This is a genomic window from Trujillonella humicola (assembly GCF_046233715.1).
Lineage (GTDB): Bacteria > Actinomycetota > Actinomycetes > Mycobacteriales > Geodermatophilaceae > Trujillonella > Trujillonella humicola.
The window spans coordinates 16713-38816 of record NZ_JBJNRJ010000014.1; the positions used below are offsets into that span (position 1 = coordinate 16713).

Sequence of the window (22104 nt, forward strand, 5' to 3'; positions counted from 1 at the left end):
GTAGTCGGCGACCGACAGGCGGGGGACCACCCCGTCGTGCACCGGATGGTCCACGGTGGCTATGCCGGCGTGGGGGGCGCGCAGCGGCGAGTCCACCCGCCGCTGCGCGCCCTCGACCCGGATCGTCCCGTCGTGGCCCGCGTGGACCCCCGACAGGACCTTGATCAGCGTGGACTTCCCGGCGCCGTTGGCGCCGAGCAGGGCCAGCACCTCGCCCGCGGCGATGTCCAGGTCGACGCCGTCGAGGACCCGGTGGGCGCCGAAGGACATGCCGATGCCCCGCAGGGACACCGCCGCGGTGCGCACGTGCCGGCCGCCGTCGATCAGGACGCGGCGTTGTTCGGCAGCCAGTCGGCCACCGCGACGTCGTCCAGCCGCAGCGCCGGCTCCTGCTCGACCAGCTGGGCGACCGTCGTGATGTCGTTCTCCCGGAGGAAGTCCTGCGTCACCGTCACCGCCGGGAACTGGATCTCGTCCTCCTCGAGCTGGCCGGCCAGCTCCAGCGCGGTCACGCGGACCACGGCGCCGCCGATCTGCGTCGGGTCGGTGGCCGAGGTGGCGACCCACGGGCTGCCGTCGGCGGTCATGACCTCGATGTCGGCGTTGGAGATGTCGATGCCGTAGATCCGCACGCTGTCGTTCAGGCCGTTCTGGTTCACCGCCTGCACGGCACCCTTCGCGATCTCGTCGTACGGAGCGAAGATCGCCTCGACGTCCGGGTGCTGCCGGAGCGCGGCGTCCACCAGCGGGATGTTGTCGGTGGCCGTCGACTCGGTGACCTCACCGGTGGAGAACCGCTGGTCCAGACCGTGCTCGGCGACGTAGGTCTCCCACACCGCGGCGCGGCGGTCGAGCGGGGCGAAGCCGGTGGCCGAGACGTAGCCGACCGCGGCGCCGTCACCGACGTCCTCCACCAGCTGGTCCAGCACGCCCTCGGCCATGCTGGCGTCGCTCTGGCTGGTGACCACGACGCCGTCGATCGGGGGCAGCTCGAGGTCGTAGACGACGACCGTGATGCCCGCGTCGAGCGCCTCCTGCACCAGCGGCGCGATGGTGTCGGTCTGCCCGTGGTCGACGATGATCGCGTCGGGCCCGGCGGCGATGGCCCGCTCGAGGTCCGAGGCGTGCCGGGCGTTGTCGTTGCGGGCGTCGGTGACGGTCAGGTCGATGCCGGCGGCCGCGGCCTGGGCCTGCGCGCCCCGGCCCCAGGCCTCGAAGTAGTCGCCCGCGCCGCTCTGGCGGACCAGGGCGACCTCGACCGGACCGTCGGCGAAGGGGGCGGGGGCGTCGGCCGTCGCGGCCTGGGTGGTGCGGGGGGCGGCCTCCGCGGAGCCGCCGCCGGATCCGTCGGACTGGGAGCAGGCGGCGAGGACGAGCAGCGGGACGGCGGCGCCGACGAGCAGGGGGTACCGGGTCGAGCGGGACATGGGGGTTCCTCGGGAGGGCGGCGGGCCACGGCGGCCCGGGTGAGCGGGGGCTGCGCACTGCAGGCGGGCCCCTCACGGCGCGGCTGCCCGCCGCGCCGGGGCCTCACGCGTGCTGCGAACGCGAGACCCGGGGCCCTGGCATGGCGCAACAGAGCTCCGGGCACACCGCCGGGTGGACCGGGGCGTTCACGGCGCGCGACAGCGTCCGGGCAGCATCGCTGCCGGAGGCCAGTGGCGCCGGACCGGTCACGCGTTGGATAGTAGGAGGCCAGTCCGGCGTGCCGGAAACCCGAGCTCCGAGGTGGAACCGTGACCCTGCTCACCGTGTGGCGTGAGGACGCCCCCGAGACCCCGGAACTGCGCACCGAGGACGCCGCGGAGATCACCGCCGCCCTCAAGGGCATCGGCGTGCGGTTCGAGCAGTGGCCGGTGCAGGAGCTGCCGGAGGTCCCGACCCAGGACGACGTCCTGTCCGCCTACCGCGAGCGGATCGACGGCGTGACCGCCGCCGAGGGCTACACGCTCGTCGACGTGGTCCAGATGCACCCCAGCGACGACCCCTCCTGGCAGGAGACCGTGCGCACCGCGCGCGCCAAGTTCCTCGACGAGCACACGCACGTCGACGACGAGGACCGCTTCTTCGCCACCGGCTCGGGGATCTTCTACCTGCACGTCGACGGCCGGGTGCACGCCGTCCTGTGCGAGGCCGGGGACCTGCTCTCGGTGCCCGGCGGCACGACGCACTGGTTCGACATGGGCACCAACCCCGACTACGTGTCGGTGCGGTTCTTCCACGACGACGAGGGCTGGGTCGGCGACTTCACCGGCAGCGACGTCTCCCGCTCCTTCCCCACCTACGACGAGATCGTCGCCGCCCGCTGAGCCGTCCGCCCCCGGCCGGTCGGCCGGGGGCCGCCGAGCCCGCCCGTGGGGCTGCGTCCCTGCGGCTGCGTCCCTGGGCGCGACCGCCTGCGCGTCGCACGTCTGAGCGGGCGTGGAGCCGGCGCCGAGCTCCAGCCATCGGCCCCGTCGTCGGCTCGCCGGAGCGTTGGCCCCGCCGCGGCCGTTCCACCCCGCGTCCTGGCCGGACCGGGGACAACGCTCGGCGTCCCCGGTGGGCGCGCGCCGGGGTCTCGCGCCGGGGGTCTCGCGCCGCGGCTCGGTGAGCGGTCATCGCCTTGTCGACCGCCGGGGGGACCGTCACCGCGCTTTCTCCCCGAGCCGGTTCCGACACGCCCCGCGGCTGCCGATGACGACCGCGGACGGCTCCTACCTTCTGGGGCCCGAGGGCCTTCCGGGCCCGGCCACCGAGAGAACTCCCGGGCCCCCGAGGGGCCGGACGCGCACGACAGAGAGAAGGCACCGTGGACGGTCTGGACGACATCGTCGAGGAGTTCCTCGTCGAGAGCCACGAGAACCTCGACCAGCTCGACACCGACCTCGTCGCCCTCGAGCAGGAGCCCGACTCCCGGGAGCGGCTGTCGAGCATCTTCCGGACCATCCACACCATCAAGGGGACCAGCGGCTTCCTGGCGTTCAACCGCCTCGAGGAGGTCACCCACGTCGGGGAGAACATGCTCTCCCGGCTGCGCGACGGCGCCCTGGAGCTGACCCCGGCGCGCACCAGCGTGCTGCTGCGGATGGTCGACACCGTGCGGTCGCTGCTGGCCTCGATCGAGGCCACCGGCGGCGAGGGGACCGTCGACGTCGCCGCCGTCGTCGCCGACATCAGCGCCGCGATGGAGGACCGCCCCGCCGAGGCGCCTCCGATGGCCGAGCCCCTCGCCGAAGTGGCCACTTCGGCGGGAGGCTCGTCCGCCGAAGTGGCCACTTCGGCGGAAGGGGTCGCCGGGGCGCCCGTCGTCGAGGCGCCCCTGGCGCAGGCCCCGGAGGCCGCCCCGGCCCTGGCTCCCGCCCCGGCCGCCGCCTCGGCTCCCGCGCCCGCCCCGGCCGCTGCCTCGGCTCCCGCTCCCGCCCCGGCCGCCGCCTCGGCTCCCGCGCCCGCCTCGGCCCCGGCTCCCGCCCCGGCCGCCGAGGCCGCCGAGCCGGAGCACGCGCCGTCGGCCGACGGCGGCGCGCGCCGCGCCGTCGCCGACAGCACCATCCGGGTGGACGTCGACCTCCTCGACGAGCTCATGCTGCTCGTCGGCGAGCTCGTGCTGACCCGCAACCAGATCGTCCAGTACGTGGGCCGGTCCAACGACACCGACCTGGTCCGGGCCTCGCAGCGGCTGAACCTCATCGCCAGCGAGCTGCAGGAGGGCGTCATGAAGACGCGCATGCAGCCGATCGACCACATCTGGTCCAAGCTGCCGCGCGTCGTCCGCGACCTGGGCATCCAGTGCGGCAAGAGCGTCCGCCTGGAGATGGAGGGCAAGGACACCGAGCTCGACAAGACGCTGCTCGAGGCCGTCAAGGACCCGCTGACCCACCTGGTCCGCAACTCCGTCGACCACGGGATCGAGTCCCCCGACCGCCGCCGCGCCGCGGGCAAGCCGGCCGAGGGCGTGCTGACCCTGCGGGCCAAGCACGAGAGCGGCCAGGTCGTGGTCGAGGTCGCCGACGACGGCGGCGGCATCGACCCGGCGCGGATCGGTGCCAAGGCCGTCGAGAAGGGCCTGCTCACCGACGCGCAGCTGGCCCGGATGAGCCCGACCGACGTGCTGCAGCTCATCTTCGCGCCCGGTTTCTCCACCGCGGCCGCCGTCACCAACGTCTCCGGCCGCGGCGTCGGCATGGACGTCGTCAAGACGAACATCGAGTCCATCGGCGGCACCATCGAGGTCGAGTCGGTCGCCGGCACCGGCACCGTCTGCCGGCTGCGCATCCCGCTGACCCTGGCCATCGTCCCGGCGCTGACCGTCGAGTGCGCCGGCGACCGCTACGCCATCCCGCAGATCAGCCTCCAGGAGCTGGTCAGCCTGGACGCCGAGAAGGCGGCCAACGCCGTGGAGGAGGTCGGCGGCGCGCCGGTCTACCGGCTCCGTGGCGAGCTGCTGCCCCTGGTCCGGCTGACCGACGTCCTCGGCCTGACCTCCGACCGGCACGACGGCCACGTGGTGATCGCCGTGCTGCGGTCGGAGGGCCGCCGTTTCGGCCTGGTCGTGGACCGTGTCATCAACACCGAGGAGATCGTCGTCAAGGCGGTCGGCGGCCAGCTCAAGGCGATCGGCCTGTACTCCGGCGCCACGGTGCTCGGCGACGGCACCGTCGCGCTGATCCTCGACGTGCAGGCCCTGGCCCGCCGCGCGCTGCGCACCGAGAGCGCCGAGCGGCAGGAGGCCCGCGTGGCGGCCGCCGTCGCCGCGGCCGACAGCGAGTCGCAGCGCCAGCGCATGCTGCTCGCGGCCATCGGCGGGGGCCGGCGCGTGGCCATCCCGCTCGACACGGTCACCCGGCTCGAGCAGGTGCGCACGGAGAACGTCGAGCGCGTGGGCAACCGCGAGGTCGTCCAGTACCGCGGCGCGATCCTGCCGATCGTCCGGCTCGACCGGCACCTGGGCGCCTACGGCGAGGCCGACCGCGAGGTGCTCGAGGTCATCGTCTACAGCGACCACGGCCGCAGCGTCGCCATCGTGGTCGAGGAGATCCTCGACATCGTCGACGGCGAGGCCGCCGTCCGCAGCGACATCGACGACATGGGCCTGCTCGGGTCCGCCGTCCTCGGCGACAAGGTCACCGAGCTGCTCGACGTCCGCGCGGCCATCCTGGCCGCCGACCCGGCCTTCTACAGCGCCGGGACCGACTTCGCCACGCCCCAGGGCGTTCCCTCGTCCCTGATGGAGGTCTGACGTGACTGCCGCGACCGAGACCCGCGCCCCCGACGGCGCGGCCCCCGCCATCGGCGGGCAGCTGGCCACCTTCTGGCTGGACGGCGACCTGTACGGCGTGGAGGTGGCGCACGTGCAGGAGGTGCTGCGCAGCCAGAGCCTGACCCGGGTGCCGCTGGCGCCGGCGGCCGTCGCCGGGCTGATCAACCTGCGGGGGCAGGTGGTGACCGCCATCGAGCTGCGCGAGCGGCTGGGCCGCCCGCCGCGGTCGGAGGACACCGACGCGGTCGTCATCGTGGTGCGGCTGCACGGCGAGGCGGTCAGCCTCCTCGTGGACTCCATCGCCGATGTCGTCGACGTCGACCCGGCCGACTTCGAGGCCCCGCCGGACACCCTCGACGGCACCGCCCGCGACCTCATCCGCGGCGCGTTCAAGCTCGACGGCCAGCTGCTGCTCGCCCTCGACGTCCACAAGGCCGTCAGCGCCTGAGCCGCACCCCACCGGCCCCCGCACCGACCCCGGTGCGGGGGCCGGTGCGCGTTCTGGCACCGCGGCGGTCACCGTCAGTCACCGCTCGCTGACACGTCCGGCCTGGACACGCAAGTCCCGGGAGCGCGGTCTCCAACCGACGGGTGACCCGCACGTGGCGCTGCCCGCCGATCACGGTCACAGTGGTCGAGCCCGTGTCCCGGCTCCTGGAGGCCTGTCATGCCGTACTCGCTGGTCAGCGCCGCCACGCTCGGGTTCGACCTGGTCCGCCTCCCGCTCGGCCGCCAGGTGGCCGAGGTCCTGCTCACCGGGCTGACCGCGGACGCCGCCGCGCTCGAGGGGGTCGCCGCGGCCCACCCCTCGGCCGGCCGGGACCGCGACGAGCGCGCCGTCCTCGCCGTCCGCGCCCGACGCGCCCGCGAGCTCGCCGCCGGCGTGCCGAACCTGCGGTCGGCCGGTTCCGGCGACCGCGCCGCGGTGCTGGTCGACCAGCTGGAGCGCGGGATGATCGGCGACGCCGCGGCCGTGGAGCGGGTGCTGCGCGACGACGTCCTCGGGCCCGAGCACCCCGCCGTCGCCGACCTCGACGAGGACCTGCTCGCGGCGGCCGCCGACGTGCTGGGCGACGCCGTGATCGGGTCCTTCGCCTCCGACGTGCTGCCGCCGCTGGTGCGCCGGCAGCTCACCGGTCCGCTGGCGCTCGCCACGGCCACCGGCCTGGTGCCGCCCGCCGACCCGGACCTGGGTCCGGCCGCGGCCGACGTCCGGGCCTTCCTCGCCGCCCTGGGCGACCAGGACGACGCGGCCCGGGCCCGGTGGCGCCGGGCGGTCGACGAGGGCCGCCTCGAGCGCCGCCCCTGGGCCCGGGCGATGCACGAGGCCGCGTGGGCCGCGCACGTCTCGGGCCGGATCCGGGTCCTGGCCGGGGCGCAGCTGCTGGCGGTGCAGGCCTTCGTCGACGGCGGCTTCGACGGCCGCGACGGCGCGCAGGGCGTGTGGAACGCCGTCGCCGGCGTGGTGCAGGCGCTGACGATGGGCGACCTGCTGGACACGACCGCGCTGTCGGTGCTGCTCGCCCCCTGGGAGCGGGTCACCACCTCCTGACCCCGGCGCCCCCGGCCGCCCCGACGGGCAGTGTGCGCCCACGGCCCGGTCCGGCCCCTGAACGGTCCGCCACTGCGCGCTGCCCGTGAAGAGAGCCGGTCGGCGCCACGGCCGGTCGCGCGGCTGCCCGTCGGCGCACGGTGTCGGCACGGGTCGAGCAGCACGCGGTGAGCGGCCGGGCCCCCGGCGGGCCACCGGGCCGCCGAGCGGGAAGAACCAGCTCAGCGGCCCGCCGGTCACCGGCCCCCCGAGTCGACAAGGCGCCGAGCCGCCACCTCCGGCCGGGGTCGGCGCGACTTCCGTAACGAGTGCGCGGCAGCGCTTCAGCCGGCGTGTGGGGTGGCCGACAACTCCTGTGTCGGGTGGTGCAGCTGTGGCATGCGCACCGACCGGAACCGGTTGTGCGCGGCCGAACTGAAGGCCTCCTCGCTGGTGCCGCTACACCGAGCAGCAGCCCCTGTCGGCTGTCCGGCAGGAGCAGGAGGACGGATGAACCCGATCCGGGTACTCGTGGTCGACGATTCCGTCGTCGTCCGCAAGATCGTGACCGACGTGCTCTCCCAGGACCCCGGGATCGAGGTCGTCGGCACCGCCGTCAACGGCAGGATCGCCCTGGGCAAGGTGGAGCAGCTCCGGCCCGACCTGGTCACGATGGACATCGAGATGCCGGAGCTCGACGGCATCCAGGCCGTCCGCGGCATCCGCGCGGCGCGCAACCGCGTGCCGATCATCATGTTCAGCACGCTCACCGAGCGGGGTGCCTCGGCCACCCTCGACGCGCTGTCCGCCGGTGCCAACGACTACGTGACGAAGCCGGCCAACGTGGGCAGCGTCGCGCAGTCGATGGAGAGCGTCCGCGAGCAGTTGATCCCCAAGATCAAGGCGCTCCTCGGCCGGCCGGTCACCGCCGGCCCCGCCCGCCCGGCCGCCCCGCCGCCGCCGGTCCGCCCGGCCGCGCCGCGCACCGCGCCCGTCGAGAAGCCCGAGATCCTCGTCATCGGCTCCTCCACCGGCGGCCCCGAGGCGCTCACCAAGGTCCTGCCCGCGCTGCCGGCCTCCCTGCCGGTCCCCGTGCTGCTCGTGCAGCACATGCCACCGGTCTTCACCCGCCAGTTCGCCCAGCGGCTGGACCGCCTGTGCGCGCTGCGGGTCGTCGAGGCCGTCGACGGCACCCCGCTCGCCCCCGGCACGGTGCACCTGGCCCCGGGCGACCACCACCTGACCATCCGGACGGGCGCCCGCGGCGCGACCACGGCGCTCTCCCAGGGACCTCCGGAGAACTTCTGCCGGCCGGCCGTGGACCCGCTGTTCCGCTCGGCGGTGGACGCCCACCGCGGCGCGGTGCTCGGCGTCGTCCTGACCGGCATGGGCTCCGACGGCCGGCAGGGCGCCGCCCGCATCCGCGAGGCCGGCGGCTCCGTCGTCGTCCAGGACCAGGCCACCTCGGTCGTCTGGGGCATGCCCGGCGCCGTCGCCTCGGCCGGCCTCGCCGACGAGATCCTCCCGCTCGACCGGATCGCCGAGACGATCCTGCGGCGGCTCACCGGCCCGGCCGGCCGTCCGTCCCCCCTGCCCGGCCGCGCGTCCGTGCTGGCCACCGGAGGAGTCCGATGACCCTGACCGCCACCAGCTTCGACTGGGTCCGCCAGGTGGTCCACCGGGAGAGCGCGATCGTGCTCCAGCCGGGCAAGGAGTACCTGGTCGAGGCCCGGTTGCTGCCGATCGCCCGGAAGATGGGCCTGGCCGACGTCGGCCAGCTCGTCGACTCGGTGCGCAACCGGCCCAGCCCGGAGCACACGCGGAAGATCGTCGAGGCGCTCACCACCAACGAGACCTCGTGGTTCCGGGACGGCGACCCGTTCTCCGCCCTGACCACCACGGTGCTGCCGGCCCTGCAGGCCGCCCGCTCCCCGCACGAGCGGCTGCACGTCTGGTCGGCGGCCTGCTCCAGCGGGCAGGAGCCGTACACGATCGCGATGCTGCTCCAGGACGCGCTGCCCAACGCCGCCACGCGCGTGTCGATCACGGCCACCGACATCTCCCGCGAGATGGTCGAGCGCACCCGCGCCGGCCGGTTCAGCCAGCTCGAGGTCAACCGCGGCCTGCCCGCACCGATGCTGGTCCGCCACTTCACGCGGGCCGGCGCCGAGTGGGAGGTCAACCCCGCGCTGCGCCGGATGGTGACGGCCAGCGAGTGCAACCTCGCGGCCGCGCTGCCGCGGATGGGCCCGTTCGACGTGGTCTACCTGCGCAACGTCCTCATCTACTTCGACCTGCCGACCAAGCAGGCGATCCTCCGCCGGGTCCGGTCGCTCATGCGGCCGGACGGGTGGCTGTTCCTCGGCGCCGCCGAGACCACCCTCGGTGTCGACGACTCCTGGGAGCGGGTCGTCCTCGGCCGCAGCTCCGCCTACCGCCCGCTGAAGGGGGCCTGATCGTGCGTGCTCTGGTGATCGACGACTCACGCGCCATGCGACGCATCGTGGGCGGGACCCTCACCGGGTTCGGCTACGAGACCCGCGAGGCCGGCCACGGTCAGGAGGCGCTCGACGTGCTGGTCGAGGGCTGGCTGCCCGACATGTGCACGATCGACTGGAACATGCCGGTGATGGACGGGCTCCAGTTCGTCTCCGCCGTCCGCAGCAATCCCGCCTGGCGCTCGGTGACGCTCATGATGGTCACCTCCGAGAGCGAGCACGGCCAGATCGTGCGCGCGCTGGCCGCCGGCGCCCACGAGTACGTCATCAAGCCCTTCACCGCCGACGCGCTGGCCGACAAGCTCGCCCTGCTCGGCCTGCTCCCGCAGGAGGTCGCCCTGTGAACGCCACCCTGGTCACCTCGCTGCTGGACGAGGCGACGGTCACCGAGATCGCCGAGCAGGCGTGGTCGGCGCTGGTCGGTGAGGAGGAGTTCCTCGTCCCGCTGCCCGCGCCGCTGCCGGCCGGGACGACGAGCTCCTGGGTCACCGTCACCGGCCCGTGGAACGGCGTCGTCGTCGTCACCTGCGGAACCGGCACCGCCGGCGAGCTGACTCGCGCCCTGCTGCGCGAGCACGCCCCGGCGCAGCTCGAGGCCGAGGACGTCGAGGACGCGCTCGGCGAGATCGCCAACGTGGTCGGCGGCAACGTCAAGGCCGTCCTGCCCGGGCCCTCGGTCCTCGGCCTGCCCGAGACGGGGAGCACCCCGCCCGTCCCCGGCCCGCCCGAGGACACCTGCCGCGTCGAGTTCCTGTGGCGCGGTCAGCCCCTGACCATCACCGCCCAGGGCTCGCCCCGGACCCCCGCCCAGTACTGACAGCACGACACGGAACGGAGTGCCACTGTGAAGATCCTGATCGCCGACGACAGCCGTGTCATGCGGCAGATCGTCATCCGGACCCTGCGCCAGGCCGGCTACGACGACCACGACATCGTCGAGGCCGAGGACGGCCGGGACGCCTACGACAAGGTCCAGTCCGAGAGCCCCGACCTGGTGCTGTCGGACTGGAACATGCCGAACATGACCGGGCTGGAGTGCCTGCAGGCGCTGCGCTCGTCCGGCTCGAGCGTGCCCTTCGGCTTCGTCACCTCCGAGGGCTCGGAGGAGATGCGGGGGAAGGCCGCCGACGCCGGCGCGCTCTTCCTCATCGCCAAGCCGTTCAACGAGGAGACCTTCACCGAGGCCCTGGCCGGGGTGATCTCGTGACCACCCCCCTCGCCGTCGTCCTGCCCGCCAACAAGGACGTCAAGGACATGCTGTCCAGCCTGGTGGGCAAGCCCGTCACCGTCGCTCCCGGCGCCCCGGTCACCCCGACCGAGCGCTCGCCGGTGTCGGTCGCGGTCTACGTCGACCCGCAGATGAACACCAACGCGCTGTGCGTCATGGACCTCGCGTTCTCGGCCTACAGCGGCGGCGCGCTGGCCATGCTGCCCCCCGGCGGTTGCCAGGACGCCGTCGAGGAGGACGGCGAGCTGACGCCGATGCTGACCGAGGCGCTGCACGAGGTCGTCAACGTGCTCTCGGCGCTGCTCAACGTGCCGGGTGCGCCGCACTCGAAGCTCTACCGGCTCTACGCCGCGGGCGACGACCTCCCGGCCGACATCGCGGGCATGCTCGCCGCCTTCAACCGGCTCGACCTGTCGGTCGACATCCCCGGCTACGGCAAGGGGGCCATGTCGCTGGTCATCCCGTCCGGCGCGGCCTGAGACCGAGCGAGACGCACCACCTCGCAGGCCGGGAGACCCCTGGCCTGAGGAGCTGCCCCGGGGCGGCGCAGGGCCCACCGCGCCCCGCCGCCCCGGGCGCGATCGCATGGTCGTCCTCCGGACGACACCGCGGCCAGGTGCCGTCCCCGACGGCCGCTGAGCCCCCTGCGCCGTCCCTGCGCGGAGCCCTCCGGGCCCCACTCGGCCCGTCGACCACCGCGGCCAGGTGCCGTCCCCGACGGCCGCTGAGCCCCCTGCGCCGTCCCTGCGCGGAGCCCTCCGGGCCCCACCCGGCCCGGCGAGCATCGAGTTCAGCTGAGCGCCGGCTCGCGGTCCTCGATGGCCGTGGGCAGGCAGGCCCACACGTGCTTGCACAGGTCGTCGACGTACCAGCCGTGCGCGACCGAGAGCCGGGCCACCAGGTACAGCCCCAGGCCGCCCTGGGCCGGGTCGCGGTCGACGGCCGGTGTCGGCATGGTGTCGCGGGCACGGTCGCTGATGTCGAGGATCCAGCCGCCGCTGCCGGCGATCACCGTGGCCACCACGGGCCGGTCGCCGTGCCGCAGCGCGTTGGACGCCAGCTCGTCGAAGGCCAGGATCATCCGGTCGGCCACGGGGTCCTCGTGGTCGCGGGGGAACCCCACCTCGTCCAGACGGTCGCGGAGGGCCGCCCGCACCGCCGGGAGCTCGGCGAGCGACCCGAGGTCCCAGCGCCACATCTCGCCCCGGCCGTCCGGCAGCGGCCGCAGCGGCCACGCCAGTCGACTCATGTCCTCGCCCCCGTCAGCATCCGGTTCTGGGATGCCCCGGTGGTTCCCACCGCCGTCACGCCTCAACCGTGTGATCCCCGTCGGGGTGGTCCGCGGGCCGGCTGACCCGTGCGCCGGCAGGCATGGGGCAGAGTGATCACCGTGATCGAGGACCGGGCACTCCCGCCGCCGGACGACCTGTTGGCGCAGGCCGTCGAGGGCATGGACCGCCCGCTGCTCGTGATCGACGAGGACTGGCGGTTCCGCTACGTCAACCCCGCCGGCGCCGCGGTGCTGGGGCGCACCGTCGCGGCGCTGGTCGGCCGGGGCGTCTGGGACTCGTTCCCCGAGGCCGTCGGCGGGCCCTTCGAGGAGCTCTACACCGCCGTGCGCAAGACGGGGGAGTCCGGGCGCACGGTCGCCTGGTTCGAGCCGCTGCAGAAGTGGTTCCAGGCCGACGCCTTCCTCACCGACGCCGGCCTCGTCGTCACCTACGACGACGTCACCGACCGCCAGCGGGCCGAGCAGGAGCGCGTCGCCGCCGTCGCCGCCCGCGAGGAGGCCGCCCGTCGCGCCGCGGATGCCGCCCTGCGCGCCGCCGAGGCCGCGGCGACCGCCGAGCTGGCCGGCCGGCACCTCATGCTGCTCGGCGACATCAGCCAGGCCATGACCTCGACCTTCGACACCGACGAGGCGGTGAGCCGCTTCGCCCGCCTGGTCGTCCCGCTGCTCGCGGACTGGTGCCTGGTGAGCGTCGTGGATCCCGACGGCACGCGCCGAGACGTCGGCCGGGCACACCGCGACCCCGCCATGGTCGAGGCCATGCACCGGTACGCCGACGCCCGCGTGAGCAGCAACCGGCCCACCGCTCCCGTGCCGACGGCGCTGCGCAGCGGCCAGCCGGTCGTCATCCCGCAGGTGACCAGCGCGCACATCGAGCAGATGGTGGGCAGCGACGCCGCCCGGGACGCGCTGGCGCCGCTGCAGGTGGCCGCCGTGGCCACGTTCCCGCTGCTGGCCCGCGGCGAGCAGTTCGGCGCGCTCACGCTGGTGAACGGCGTCGAGCGCGGCCCGCACACCGACGTCGAGCTGCGCACCGCCGAGGTCGCCTCCCGCCGGGCCGCCCTGGCACTGGACAACGCGCGGTTGGCCGCGGCCAACCAGCAGGTCGCCGAGCGGCTGCAGCTGTCGCTGCTGTCGCCGCCGGTGCAGCAGCCGCACCTGGAGACCGCCGTCCGCTACCGGGCCGCCACCCGGGGGGTGTCCATCGGCGGCGACTGGTACGACAGCTTCCTGCAGCCCGACGGCGACATGGTCCTCGTCATCGGCGACGTCATGGGCCACGACATCGAGGCCGCGGCGGCGATGGGCCAGGTGAAGACCCTCGTACGCGGCATCGCCTTCGACCGGCTGGAGGAGCCGGCCGGGGTGCTGCGGCGGGTCGACCACGCGCTGGTGGGGCTGGCCGTGCCCACCATGGCGACCGCGCTGGTCTGCCGGATCGAGCACGACGGCGCCGGCGGCCGCACGCTGCGGTGGTCCTCGGCCGGGCACCCCGAGCCGATGCTCCTGGGCGCCGACGGCCGGGTCACCGACCTCACCGCGCCGATCGGGCCGCCGCTGGGCATCGGCTGGCGGGGGCCGCGGGCCGACGGCGCGGCCGACCTCCCCGACGACGCCACCGTCCTGCTGTTCACCGACGGGCTCTTCGAGCGCCGCGGGGTGCCCCTGGACGACGGCCGCGACCAGGTGCGCCGGCTGCTCGAGCAGTTCGGCGACCGGCCGCTGGAGGAGCTGTGCGACCGGCTGCTGGCCGTGATGCTGGCCGACGGGGCCGAGGACGACGTCGCCGTCCTCGCCCTGCGCACCCGCGCCGCCGCCCGCTGAGCCCCCGCGCCGGCGTCCGCCGGCCGGGCCCGCGAGCCGGTCCCCCGGCGGACCGCTCACCCCGCGCGCTCGATGGCGAAGGCGACGAGGAAGCCGACAGCGGTGATCAGCCCGGTCCACGTGCGCGTCGTCTCGAACGCCTCGGGGATCATGGTGTCGGCGACCATCGTGAGGATCGCCCCGGCCGCGACCGCGGTGATGACGGCGACGAGCTCCGGCGCCGCGCCACCCAGCGCCAGGTAGCCCACCAGCGCCGCCAGCCCGCTGAGCACGGCGATGCCGCCCCAGATGCCGAAGACGTACCGGGCCGGGCGCCCGCTGCGCTTCATGCCCGCCGCGCTGGACAGACCCTCGGGCACGTTGGAGATGAACACCGCGGCGAGCACCGAGACGCTGACCCCGCCGCCGCTGAGCAGGCCCAGCCCGAGGACGACGCTCTCCGGGACCCCGTCGAGCAGTGCCCCCACCGCGATGGCGGCGCCGCTGCCGGACTGCTCGTCCTCCGACGGCTGCTGGTCCCCCGAGCGCTTGCGGTGCCGTGCGCCGCGACGGGCCAGGACGGCGTTGGCGCCGAGGTAGGCCACGGCGCCGCCCAGGAAGCCGATGGCCGTCGGCCCCAGCCCGCCGGTGTCGGCGGCCTCGGCGACCAGGTCGAAGGCGACCGCGGAGATCAGCACCCCGGAGCCGAAGGCCATGACCGAGGCGATGAGGCCCTGCGGCACCCGCAGGAACCAGGCGACCAGCGCACCCAGCACGAGCGCCGCCCCGCCGAGCAGCCCCCACAGCCCCGCTTCCACCCACACCGGCACGGGGAGGCCGTTGCCCGCCGCAACCGCCCGGCAACCCCTAGTCCGGGTGGCTGAGCAGGTACCGGCCGAAGTGCGGCACGGTGAAGGCGATCTGGCCGCGCTCGGCGGAGTACACCAGGCCCTTCTTGATCAGCGCGTCCCGCGCGGGCGACAGCGAGGCCGGCTTGCGGCCGAGGGAGACGGCGACCTCGGAGGTGGCGACGGCGGTGCCCTGCGGCCCGCCGAGCTCGGCCATCGCGTGCATGTACTCGCGCTCGGCCGGGGTCGCGCGGTCGTAGCGGGAACCGAAGAAGCCGACGGCGAGCTCGGCCTCGGCCACCGGGGCGGCCACGGCGACGTCGGCGGCGGTGATGGGGGAGCCGGCCGCGACGTCCCAGGTGACCTTGCCGTAGGCCTGGACGAAGTACGGGTAGCCGTCCGCGGCGGCGTAGAGCGCGTCGAGGGCCTCGGGCTCGAACGCGACGTCCTCGCGCTCGGCGGGGGCGAGCAGGGCCCGGTCGGCCGCCGCCCGGTCGAGCCGGTCGATGCGCAGGTAGCGGAAGAGCCGCTCGGAGTAGCTCTTGGAGGCGCTCAGCACCGCCGGCAGGTGCGGGAGGCCCGCGCCGACGACGATGAGCGGGGCGCCCTGCTGGGACAGCTCGTGGCAGGCCGCGCAGATCGCGGACACGTCGGGGGCCTGCACGTCCTGCATCTCGTCGATGAACAGGGCGATGCCCTTGCCGACGTCGGCGGCCAGCCCCGCGGCGTCGCTGAGCAGCTCCACCAGGTCGATCTCCATGTCCCCGGAGTCGGCCCGGCCGCTGGCCGCGGGGACGTCGATGCCCGGCTGCCAGCGGTCGCGCAGCTTCGCGTCGGCCCCCACCGCGCGCTGGGCGAAGGCCTTCACCGTCGCCAGGACGGCGTCCATGGAGTCCTGGTCGGGGTGCCGCAGCTCGCGCAGCGCCATGTGCAGCGCGGAGGAGACCGGGCGGCGCAGCGACTGGTCCGGCCGGGCCTCGATCTTGCCGGTTCCCCACCCGCGGCCGATGGCCGCCGACCGCAGCTGGTTGAGCAGCACGGTCTTGCCGACGCCGCGCAGGCCGGTGAGCACCAGCGACCGCTCGGGCCGCCCCCGCGCGATCCGCTCGAGCACGACGTCGAAGGCCGACAGCTCGTCGTCCCGGCCGGCGAGCTCGGGCGGGCGCTGACCGGCGCCGGGGGCGTAGGGGTTCCGGACGGGGTCCACGTCGAGCACCGTATGGCGGTCTCTAGCCCCGGCCGTAGACATCCGTAGAACGGCGTAGGCGTGTCGCGCGGGGCCGGTGGGGGCGGAGGGTCTCGAGGGGCGTCTCGGTCGGTCTAGTCCCTCGGGTAGACGACCGTAGAGAGCGCTACCTGCCGACGACCGGGGCGGGACGCGGCTAGCGTCGTCCTCGTGATCAAGTTCGCGCTCAAGGTCGTGCTCATGGCCGGGGTCTTCTACGGCGTCGCCTACCTGCTCGACGGGGTCGACGTCGTGGCCAACCCCGACGGCCCGCTGGGGGAGTTCGGCACCTGGCTGTGGATCGCGCTGATCTTCGCGCTGGTCAACGCCATCGTCGGGCCGGTCCTGCGGCTCATCGGGCTGCCCTTCGTCATCCTGACCCTCGGGTTGTTCCTGCTGGTCATCAACGCCGCGCTGCTCGGGCTCACGGCCGCGATCACCGACCGGCTGACCGTCGACGGGTTCGGCAGCGCCGTCCTCGGCGGTCTGCTGCTGGCCATCGGCGGCTGGGCGGCCGACCAGCTCCTCGACCGCTCCTGACCGGCGCGCGCCGGGCCGCCGAGGTGCCGGCCCGGCGACGTGCCGGGGCCCCGGCCCGGGGCTAGCGTCGCTCCCATGGTCCGCACCACCGGCAGCGTCGCCGAGGCCGGGCGCCCCGGACCGGGGCGCCCACCGCTCGCCGATCCGGAGCTGGCCGCCCTCCACGCCGCCCGCGACGCGAAACGCAGGCTGCTGGAGGAGGCGGCCGAGCAGGCGGCGGGGCCCGGCGTCCTGCCCGCGGGGTGCACGGCCGCCGACCTGCCCGGGCTGTTCCGCCGCTACTACTGGAGCGAGCCGGCGGCCGAGGTGCTCCGCCAGCACCCGGCCGAGCTCGCCGCCCTGGCGCTGGACCACCTGCGGCTGGCCGCCGTCCGGCCCCGGGGATCGGCGACGGTGGAGGTCACCCGCCGCGGCGGCGCCGACCGCCGCCGCTCGGTCGTCCTCGTGGTCACCGACGACATGCCCCACCTGGTCGACTCGGTCACCGCCGAGGTCGTCCGGCAGGGGTTCCGGCTCGAGCACGTCGTCCACCCCGTGCTCGTCGTCCGCCGGGACGTCACCGGCCGGATCGGTGCCTTCTGCGACAGCGCCGACCCCGTCGAGTGCGGACCCGACGCGCTCGCCGAGTCCTGGATGGCCGTCGTCCTGGACGGCCCGCTGGACGACGAGGCCGCCGCCGACCTGGTCGGCGGCCTGCGCACGGTCCTGGCCGACGTCCGCGCCGTCGACGAGGACGCCGACCGGATGCGCGCCCGCGCGCTGGCGCTGGCCGACCGGCTGGACCGGCTGCCTCCCGGGGACGACGGCGACCCCGCCGGTGACCCCGCCGAGGCCGCCGCGTTCCTGCGGTGGCTGGCCGACGGCCACTTCGTGCTCCTCGGTGCCCGCGACGTCGCGCTGCCCACCGGCCGGGAGCGCGCCCAGAAGGCCGTCCCCGGCAGCGGCCTGGGGGTGCTCCGCAGCGACCCGGCGGCCGGGACGGGCCCGCCCGAGGCCCGGACCGGGGACGGCGACGCGCTGCCGGGCGGGCCCCTGCTGGCCGTCACCAAGGCCGACGCCCGGGCCACCGTCCACCGCCGCGCCTGGCTCGACCTCGTCACCGTCACGCTGCCCGGCGAGGACGGCACCCTGTCCCAGCACCGGCTGACCGGCCTCTGGTCGACCGCCGCCTACGCGAGCAGCGTCCGCGACGTGCCCGTGGTACGCCGGCGGGTCGCCCAGGTGGTCGCCCGTGCCGGGGTGCCCGTCGACAGCCACACCGGCAAGGAGCTCGTGGACCTCCTCGAGGCCCACCCGCGCGACGAGCTGTTCCAGGTCGAGGCCGACGAGCTGCTGCCCGTCGCGCTCGGCGTGCTGCAGTTGCAGGAGCGCCGGCAGACCCGGCTGTTCCTGCGCCGCGACCCCCGGGGCCGGTTCTGGTCGGCGCTGGTCTACCTGCCCCGCGACCGGTACACGACCGAGGTCCGCACCCGCCTGCAGCAGCTGCTGCTGGAGCGCCTGGGGGGCAGCGGCATCGAGTACACGGCCCGGGTCACCGAGTCGGTGCTGGCCCGGCTGCACTTCGTCGTCCGGCCACCGGTCAGCAAGGGCGGCCGGCCCGCCCTGCCCGACGTCGACGTGCCGGCGCTGCAGACCGAGCTGGCCGCCGCCGCCCGCAGCTGGACCGACGAGCTGACCGACGCCCTGCACGCCCGCTCCGGCGCGGAGGAGGCCGAGCGGCTGCTCGCCCGGGTCGCCGACGCCTTCCCGGTCGCCTACCAGGAGGACTTCGACGCCGCGACCGCCGTCGACGACCTCGCCCGGCTCGACACGCTCGCGCCGGGGGAGCTCGGCCTGCGGCTGCGCCGGCCGCGGGAGGGCGGGGAGGCCCGGCTGTCGGTCTACCGGGTGGGCGAGCGGCTGCTGCTGTCCGACGTGCTGCCGGTGCTGCAGCACATGGGCGTGGACGTCGTCGACGAGCGGCCCTACGAGATCGACCGGATCGGCGCCCCCGTCGCGTGGATCTACGACTTCGGGCTGTCCGCGCCCACCGGCGAGCTGCCGTTCGCCGGCAGCCTGCCGGAGCGGTTCACCGAGGCGGTGCTGGCGGTCTGGCGCGGCGACGCCGAGGACGACGGCCTCGGCGCGCTGGTGCTGCTCGCCGGCCTCACCTGGCGGCAGGTGACCGTCGTCCGCGCCTACGTGCAGTGGCTGCGCCAGGCCGGCCTGCCGTTCGGCCAGTCCTACGTCGAGTCCACGCTGGCCGCCCACCCCGACGTCGTCGCCCGGCTGGTGGCGCTGTTCGAGACCCGCTTCTCCCCGGACCGCGCGACCGGTCGCGGCGAGCGGCAGGAGGCGCTGGTCGGGTCGCTGCGCCGGGCGATCGGCGAGGTCGAGTCGCTGGACGCCGACCGGGTGCTCACCGCGCTGCTGGCCGCCGTCCTCGCCACCCAGCGGACCACCTACTACTGCGCCTCGTCCCCGCCCGCCCCGCTGGCGCTGAAGCTGCACCCGGCCGAGGTGCCCGACGTGCCGCAGCCGCGCCCGGAGCGCGAGGTCTGGGTCAGCTCGCCGCGCGTCATGGGGGTGCACCTGCGCTTCGGCGCCGTCGCCCGCGGCGGGCTGCGCTGGTCCGACCGCCACGAGGACCTGCGCACCGAGGTGCTCGGCCTGGTCAAGGCGCAGATGGTGAAGAACACCGTCATCGTGCCGACCGGGGCCAAGGGCGGCTTCGTCGTCCGCCGGCCGCCCGCCGACCCCTCGCGCGACGCCCAGCTCGCCGAGGGGCAGGCCTGCTACCGGCTGTTCATCGGCGCGCTGCTGTCGATCACCGACGACATGCGCGACGGCGCCGTCGTCCCCTCGGAGCGCGTCGTCCGGTACGACGGCGACGACAGCTACCTGGTCGTCGCGGCCGACAAGGGGACGGCGACCTTCTCCGACCTGGCCAACGCCGTCGCGCTGGAGCGCGGCTTCTGGCTGGGCGACGCCTTCGCGTCCGGCGGCTCGGTCGGCTACGACCACAAGGCCATGGGCATCACCGCCCGCGGCGCCTGGGAGTCGGTGACCCGGCACTTCCGGGAGCTCGGCGTCGACGTGCAGAGCCAGGAGTTCACCGTCGTCGGCGTCGGGGACATGTCCGGCGACGTGTTCGGCAACGGGATGCTGCTGTCCGAGCACATCCGGCTCGTCGCCGCCTTCGACCACCGGCACGTGTTCGTCGACCCCACGCCGGACGCCGCCACCTCCTTCGCCGAGCGCCGCCGGCTGTTCGCGCTGCCCCGGTCGTCGTGGGCGGACTACGACCCGGCGCTGATCAGCGCCGGCGGCGGGGTCTGGCCGCGGACGGCGAAGGCGGTGCCGGTCAGCGAGCCGATGCGCGCCGCCCTGGGCCTGGCCGACGACGTCGACTCGCTGTCCCCGGTCGAGCTCGTCCGCGCGGTCCTGCTCGCCCCGGTCGACCTGCTGTTCAACGGCGGCATCGGCACCTACGTGAAGGCGTCCGCCGAGAGCCACCTGGAGGTCGGGGACAAGGCCAACGACGCCGTGCGCGTCGACGGCCGCGAGCTGCGGGTGCGCGTGGTGGGGGAGGGCGGCAACCTCGGCCTGACCCAGCGCGGCCGGGTGGAGTACGCCCTCGCCGGGGGCCGGGTCAACACCGACGCCATCGACAACTCCGCCGGTGTGGACACCTCCGACCACGAGGTCAACATCAAGATCGCGCTGAACGGCGTCGTCGCCGGTGGAGCGCTGGACGCCGAGGGCCGGGCGGCGCTGCTGCAGGAGATGACCGACGAGGTCGCCGTCGCCGTCCTCACCGACAACCACGCGCAGAACGCGACGCTGGCCGGCGAGGTCGCCGCCGCCCGCAGCCTGCTCGACGCCGGGCAGCGGTTCGTCCGGGCGCTGGAGCGGTCGGGGCGGCTGGTCCGGGCGGTCGAGGCGCTGCCCGACGACCGGGCGCTCGCCGAGCGGCGCCGGGACGGGCAGGCGCTGACCGGGCCGGAGCTCTCGGTGCTGCTCGCCTACGCCAAGCTCGAGGCCGGTGACGCCGTCCTGCGGTCCGCGCTGCCGGACGACCCGGCGCTGGCCCCGCTGCTGACCGCCTACTTCCCCACCGCCCTGCGCGAGCGCTTCCCCGAGGCGGTGGCCGGCCACCCGCTGCGCCGCGAGATCGTCGCCACGGCGCTGACCAACCGGGCGGTCAACACCGCGGGCGTGACGGGGTTGTTCCGGCTGGCCGAGGAGACCGGGGTGGACCTCGCCGGCGTCGTCCGGGCGCACGCGGTGGCCCGCGCGGTGTTCGGGGTCGACGCCCTGTGGGACGCCCCGCGGGCGCTGGACAACCGCGTGCCGGCGGCCACCCAGGGGGAGCTGCGCACGGAGGCCACCCGGCTGGCCGAGCGCGCCACCCGCTGGCTGCTGCGGCTGCCCGAGCTGGCCGGGGACCGGCCGGCTCCGATCGGGGAGGTGGTGGCGCGCTTCGCCGGGCCGGTGGCGGCCGTGCGCACCGGGCTGCCCGGCTGGCTGCTGGGCACGGAGGCCACCGCGTACGCCGAGCGCACCGAGCGGCTGCGCGCGGCCGGCGTCCCGGCGGAGCTCGCCGCCGAGGTGGCGGCCGCCCCGCTGGTCCCCGCGGCGCTGGACCTGGCCGTCGTGGCCGAGCGGACCGGTGCGCCGATCGAGCTGGCCGGCCGGGTCATGCAGTGCCTGGCCGAGCGGCTGGGCCTGGTGCCGCTGCGCGAGCTGGTGACCGCGCTGCCCCGTGACCGCCGCTGGCCCTCGCTGGCCCGCGCCACGCTGCGCGACGACCTGGCCGCCGAGGAGGCCGCGCTCACGGCGGAGGTGGTCGCCGACGCCGCGGCCGGCGCCGATGCTCCGCGGCTGGTGGCCGGCTGGGCCGAGGGCTGGGACGCCGCGCAGCGCCGCGCCGCCGCCCAGCTCGCCGACCTCGCCGGCGGGGACCGGCAGGAGCTGGCCGAGCTGCTCGTCGCCGTCCGCACGCTGCGCGGCCTCCGCCGCAGGTAGCCCCCGCGTGTCCGCGGCGACGTGCCCGTGATCGCCGCCGGAGGGGAGGGGAGGGGGCACGGGGAGCGGGGATCCTGGGAGCGTGTCCGCGCTCCTGCCGGCCCAGCCCGAGCCGGTCACCGCCACCGCCCCCCGCCCCGCCGGTCGGACCCTGTTCACCCAGGGCTGGCGCGACGTCGCCTTCCTGCACTGGGCCGTGGACCCCGCGCGGGTGGCGCCGCTGCTCCCCCGGGGCACGCGGCCCGACGTGCTCGGCGGGGTCACCTACGTCGGTCTGGTCCCCTTCCGGATGCACCGGATCGGGTTGCTGGGCACTCCGGGACTGCCGTGGGTGGGCTCGTTCCTGGAGACCAACGTGCGCCTCTACTCGGTGGACGACCGGGGTCGCCGGGGCGTCGTCTTCCGGTCCCTGGAGGTCGAGCGGCTGCCGACGGTCCTCGTCGCCCGCTGGATCGCCCGGCTGCCCTACACGTGGGCCCGGATGCGGCTGGAGCGCGACCGGGACGTGCTGACCTACACCTCCCGGCGGCGCTGGCCCCGACCCCGCGGGGCCGTCAGCCGCGTGCAGCTGCGCGTCGGTGCCCCGCTGGCCGCGCCGGATCCGCTCGCGGCCTTCCTCACCGGCCGGTGGGGGCTGCACCAGAGCGCGTGGGGCCGCACCCGCTACTGGCCGAACGAGCACCCGGCCTGGCCGCTGCACCGCGCCACCCTCCTGGGCTGGGCCGACGACCTCACCGCGGCGGCGGGCCTCCCCGTCACCGGGCCGCCGGACAGCGTGCTGTTCTCCCCGGGCGTGGACGTCCGCTTCGGCCCGCGCGTCCGCGGCGACGTCGTCGTCACGGGGCCTGCGTGACGCGCGGACCGCAGGCGGGCTTCGCGGGCGTTTCCGATGTA

General features: G+C 75.4%; 19 protein-coding genes. 14 read left to right on the top strand and 5 right to left on the bottom strand.

What is annotated here, in order from left to right:
• A partial coding sequence (locus tag ACK586_RS09785; protein ID WP_409330285.1) for an ATP-binding cassette domain-containing protein occupies positions 1–306 on the bottom strand: 306 nt, incomplete at its 3' end.
• Positions 307–323: 17 nt separating this feature from the next.
• Positions 324–1427, bottom strand: a complete 1104-nt coding sequence (locus ACK586_RS09790; protein WP_409330286.1) for a substrate-binding domain-containing protein — start codon at positions 1425–1427, stop codon at positions 324–326.
• A 309-nt stretch (positions 1428–1736) separates the two neighbouring features.
• Between ACK586_RS09790 and ACK586_RS09795 the strand changes: the two genes are divergently transcribed.
• The 10 genes from ACK586_RS09795 to ACK586_RS09840 all read left to right on the top strand — a co-directional run bounded on the left by ACK586_RS09795 (position 1737) and on the right by ACK586_RS09840 (position 10975).
• The gene (locus tag ACK586_RS09795; RefSeq protein WP_409330287.1) at positions 1737–2309 is read left to right on the top strand and encodes a 1,2-dihydroxy-3-keto-5-methylthiopentene dioxygenase; all 573 of its coding nucleotides are present in this window, start codon (positions 1737–1739) and stop codon (positions 2307–2309) included.
• 482 nt (positions 2310–2791) lie between these two features.
• Positions 2792–5218, top strand: coding sequence for a chemotaxis protein CheW (locus ACK586_RS09800; protein WP_409330288.1), 2427 nt, complete (start codon positions 2792–2794; stop codon positions 5216–5218).
• Between the two features lies 1 nt (position 5219).
• Positions 5220–5687, top strand: a complete 468-nt coding sequence (locus ACK586_RS09805; RefSeq protein WP_409330289.1) for a chemotaxis protein CheW — start codon at positions 5220–5222, stop codon at positions 5685–5687.
• 219 nt (positions 5688–5906) lie between these two features.
• Positions 5907–6791, top strand: a complete 885-nt coding sequence (locus ACK586_RS09810) for a hypothetical protein (RefSeq protein ID WP_409330290.1) — start codon at positions 5907–5909, stop codon at positions 6789–6791.
• 489 nt (positions 6792–7280) lie between these two features.
• The gene (locus ACK586_RS09815) at positions 7281–8405 is read left to right on the top strand and encodes a protein-glutamate methylesterase/protein-glutamine glutaminase (RefSeq protein WP_409330291.1); all 1125 of its coding nucleotides are present in this window, start codon (positions 7281–7283) and stop codon (positions 8403–8405) included.
• Positions 8402–9226: a CheR family methyltransferase gene (locus tag ACK586_RS09820; RefSeq protein WP_409330292.1), complete on the top strand. Its 825-nt coding sequence runs from the start codon at positions 8402–8404 to the stop codon at positions 9224–9226. The genes ACK586_RS09815 and ACK586_RS09820 overlap by 4 nt, the downstream gene beginning before the upstream one ends.
• A 14-nt stretch (positions 9227–9240) precedes the next feature.
• Positions 9241–9612 carry a response regulator gene (locus ACK586_RS09825; protein ID WP_409330293.1) on the top strand — a complete coding sequence of 124 codons (372 nt, stop codon included), beginning with the start codon at positions 9241–9243 and terminating at the stop codon, positions 9610–9612.
• The gene (locus tag ACK586_RS09830; protein WP_409330294.1) at positions 9609–10085 is read left to right on the top strand and encodes a chemotaxis protein CheX; all 477 of its coding nucleotides are present in this window, start codon (positions 9609–9611) and stop codon (positions 10083–10085) included. Before ACK586_RS09825 ends, ACK586_RS09830 begins: the two co-directional genes overlap by 4 nt.
• Before the next feature lie 27 nt (positions 10086–10112).
• Positions 10113–10475, top strand: coding sequence for a response regulator (locus ACK586_RS09835; RefSeq protein WP_409330295.1), 363 nt, complete (start codon positions 10113–10115; stop codon positions 10473–10475).
• A complete protein-coding gene (locus ACK586_RS09840; RefSeq protein ID WP_409330296.1) occupies positions 10472–10975 on the top strand; it encodes a hypothetical protein in 504 nt (167 codons plus the stop codon). Before ACK586_RS09835 ends, ACK586_RS09840 begins: the two co-directional genes overlap by 4 nt.
• A 311-nt stretch (positions 10976–11286) precedes the next feature.
• Here ACK586_RS09840 and ACK586_RS09845 read toward each other — a convergent pair whose 3' ends face one another.
• The gene (locus tag ACK586_RS09845; protein WP_409330297.1) at positions 11287–11745 is read right to left on the bottom strand and encodes an ATP-binding protein; all 459 of its coding nucleotides are present in this window, start codon (positions 11743–11745) and stop codon (positions 11287–11289) included.
• A gap of 141 nt (positions 11746–11886) precedes the next feature.
• Here ACK586_RS09845 and ACK586_RS09850 point away from each other — a divergent pair, with 141 nt between their 5' ends.
• Complete coding sequence (locus ACK586_RS09850; protein ID WP_409330298.1) at positions 11887–13611, top strand: SpoIIE family protein phosphatase; 1725 nt, start codon at positions 11887–11889, stop codon at positions 13609–13611.
• A gap of 56 nt (positions 13612–13667) precedes the next feature.
• Here ACK586_RS09850 and ACK586_RS09855 read toward each other — a convergent pair whose 3' ends face one another.
• Positions 13668–14420: a ZIP family metal transporter gene (locus tag ACK586_RS09855; RefSeq protein WP_409330299.1), complete on the bottom strand. Its 753-nt coding sequence runs from the start codon at positions 14418–14420 to the stop codon at positions 13668–13670.
• 37 nt (positions 14421–14457) lie between these two features.
• Positions 14458–15645: an ATP-binding protein gene (locus ACK586_RS09860; RefSeq protein ID WP_409330300.1), complete on the bottom strand. Its 1188-nt coding sequence runs from the start codon at positions 15643–15645 to the stop codon at positions 14458–14460.
• A gap of 189 nt (positions 15646–15834) precedes the next feature.
• Between ACK586_RS09860 and ACK586_RS09865 the strand changes: the two genes are divergently transcribed.
• The 3 genes from ACK586_RS09865 (at position 15835) to ACK586_RS09875 (ending at position 22063) form a co-directional block, all read left to right on the top strand.
• A complete protein-coding gene (locus tag ACK586_RS09865; protein WP_409330301.1) occupies positions 15835–16203 on the top strand; it encodes a phage holin family protein in 369 nt (122 codons plus the stop codon).
• Between the two features lie 75 nt (positions 16204–16278).
• On the top strand, positions 16279–21210 hold the full coding sequence (locus tag ACK586_RS09870; RefSeq protein WP_409330302.1) for an NAD-glutamate dehydrogenase: 4932 nt from the start codon (positions 16279–16281) through the stop codon (positions 21208–21210).
• A gap of 82 nt (positions 21211–21292) precedes the next feature.
• A complete protein-coding gene (locus ACK586_RS09875) occupies positions 21293–22063 on the top strand; it encodes a YqjF family protein (protein ID WP_409330303.1) in 771 nt (256 codons plus the stop codon).
• Positions 22064–22104 lie beyond the last annotated feature (41 nt).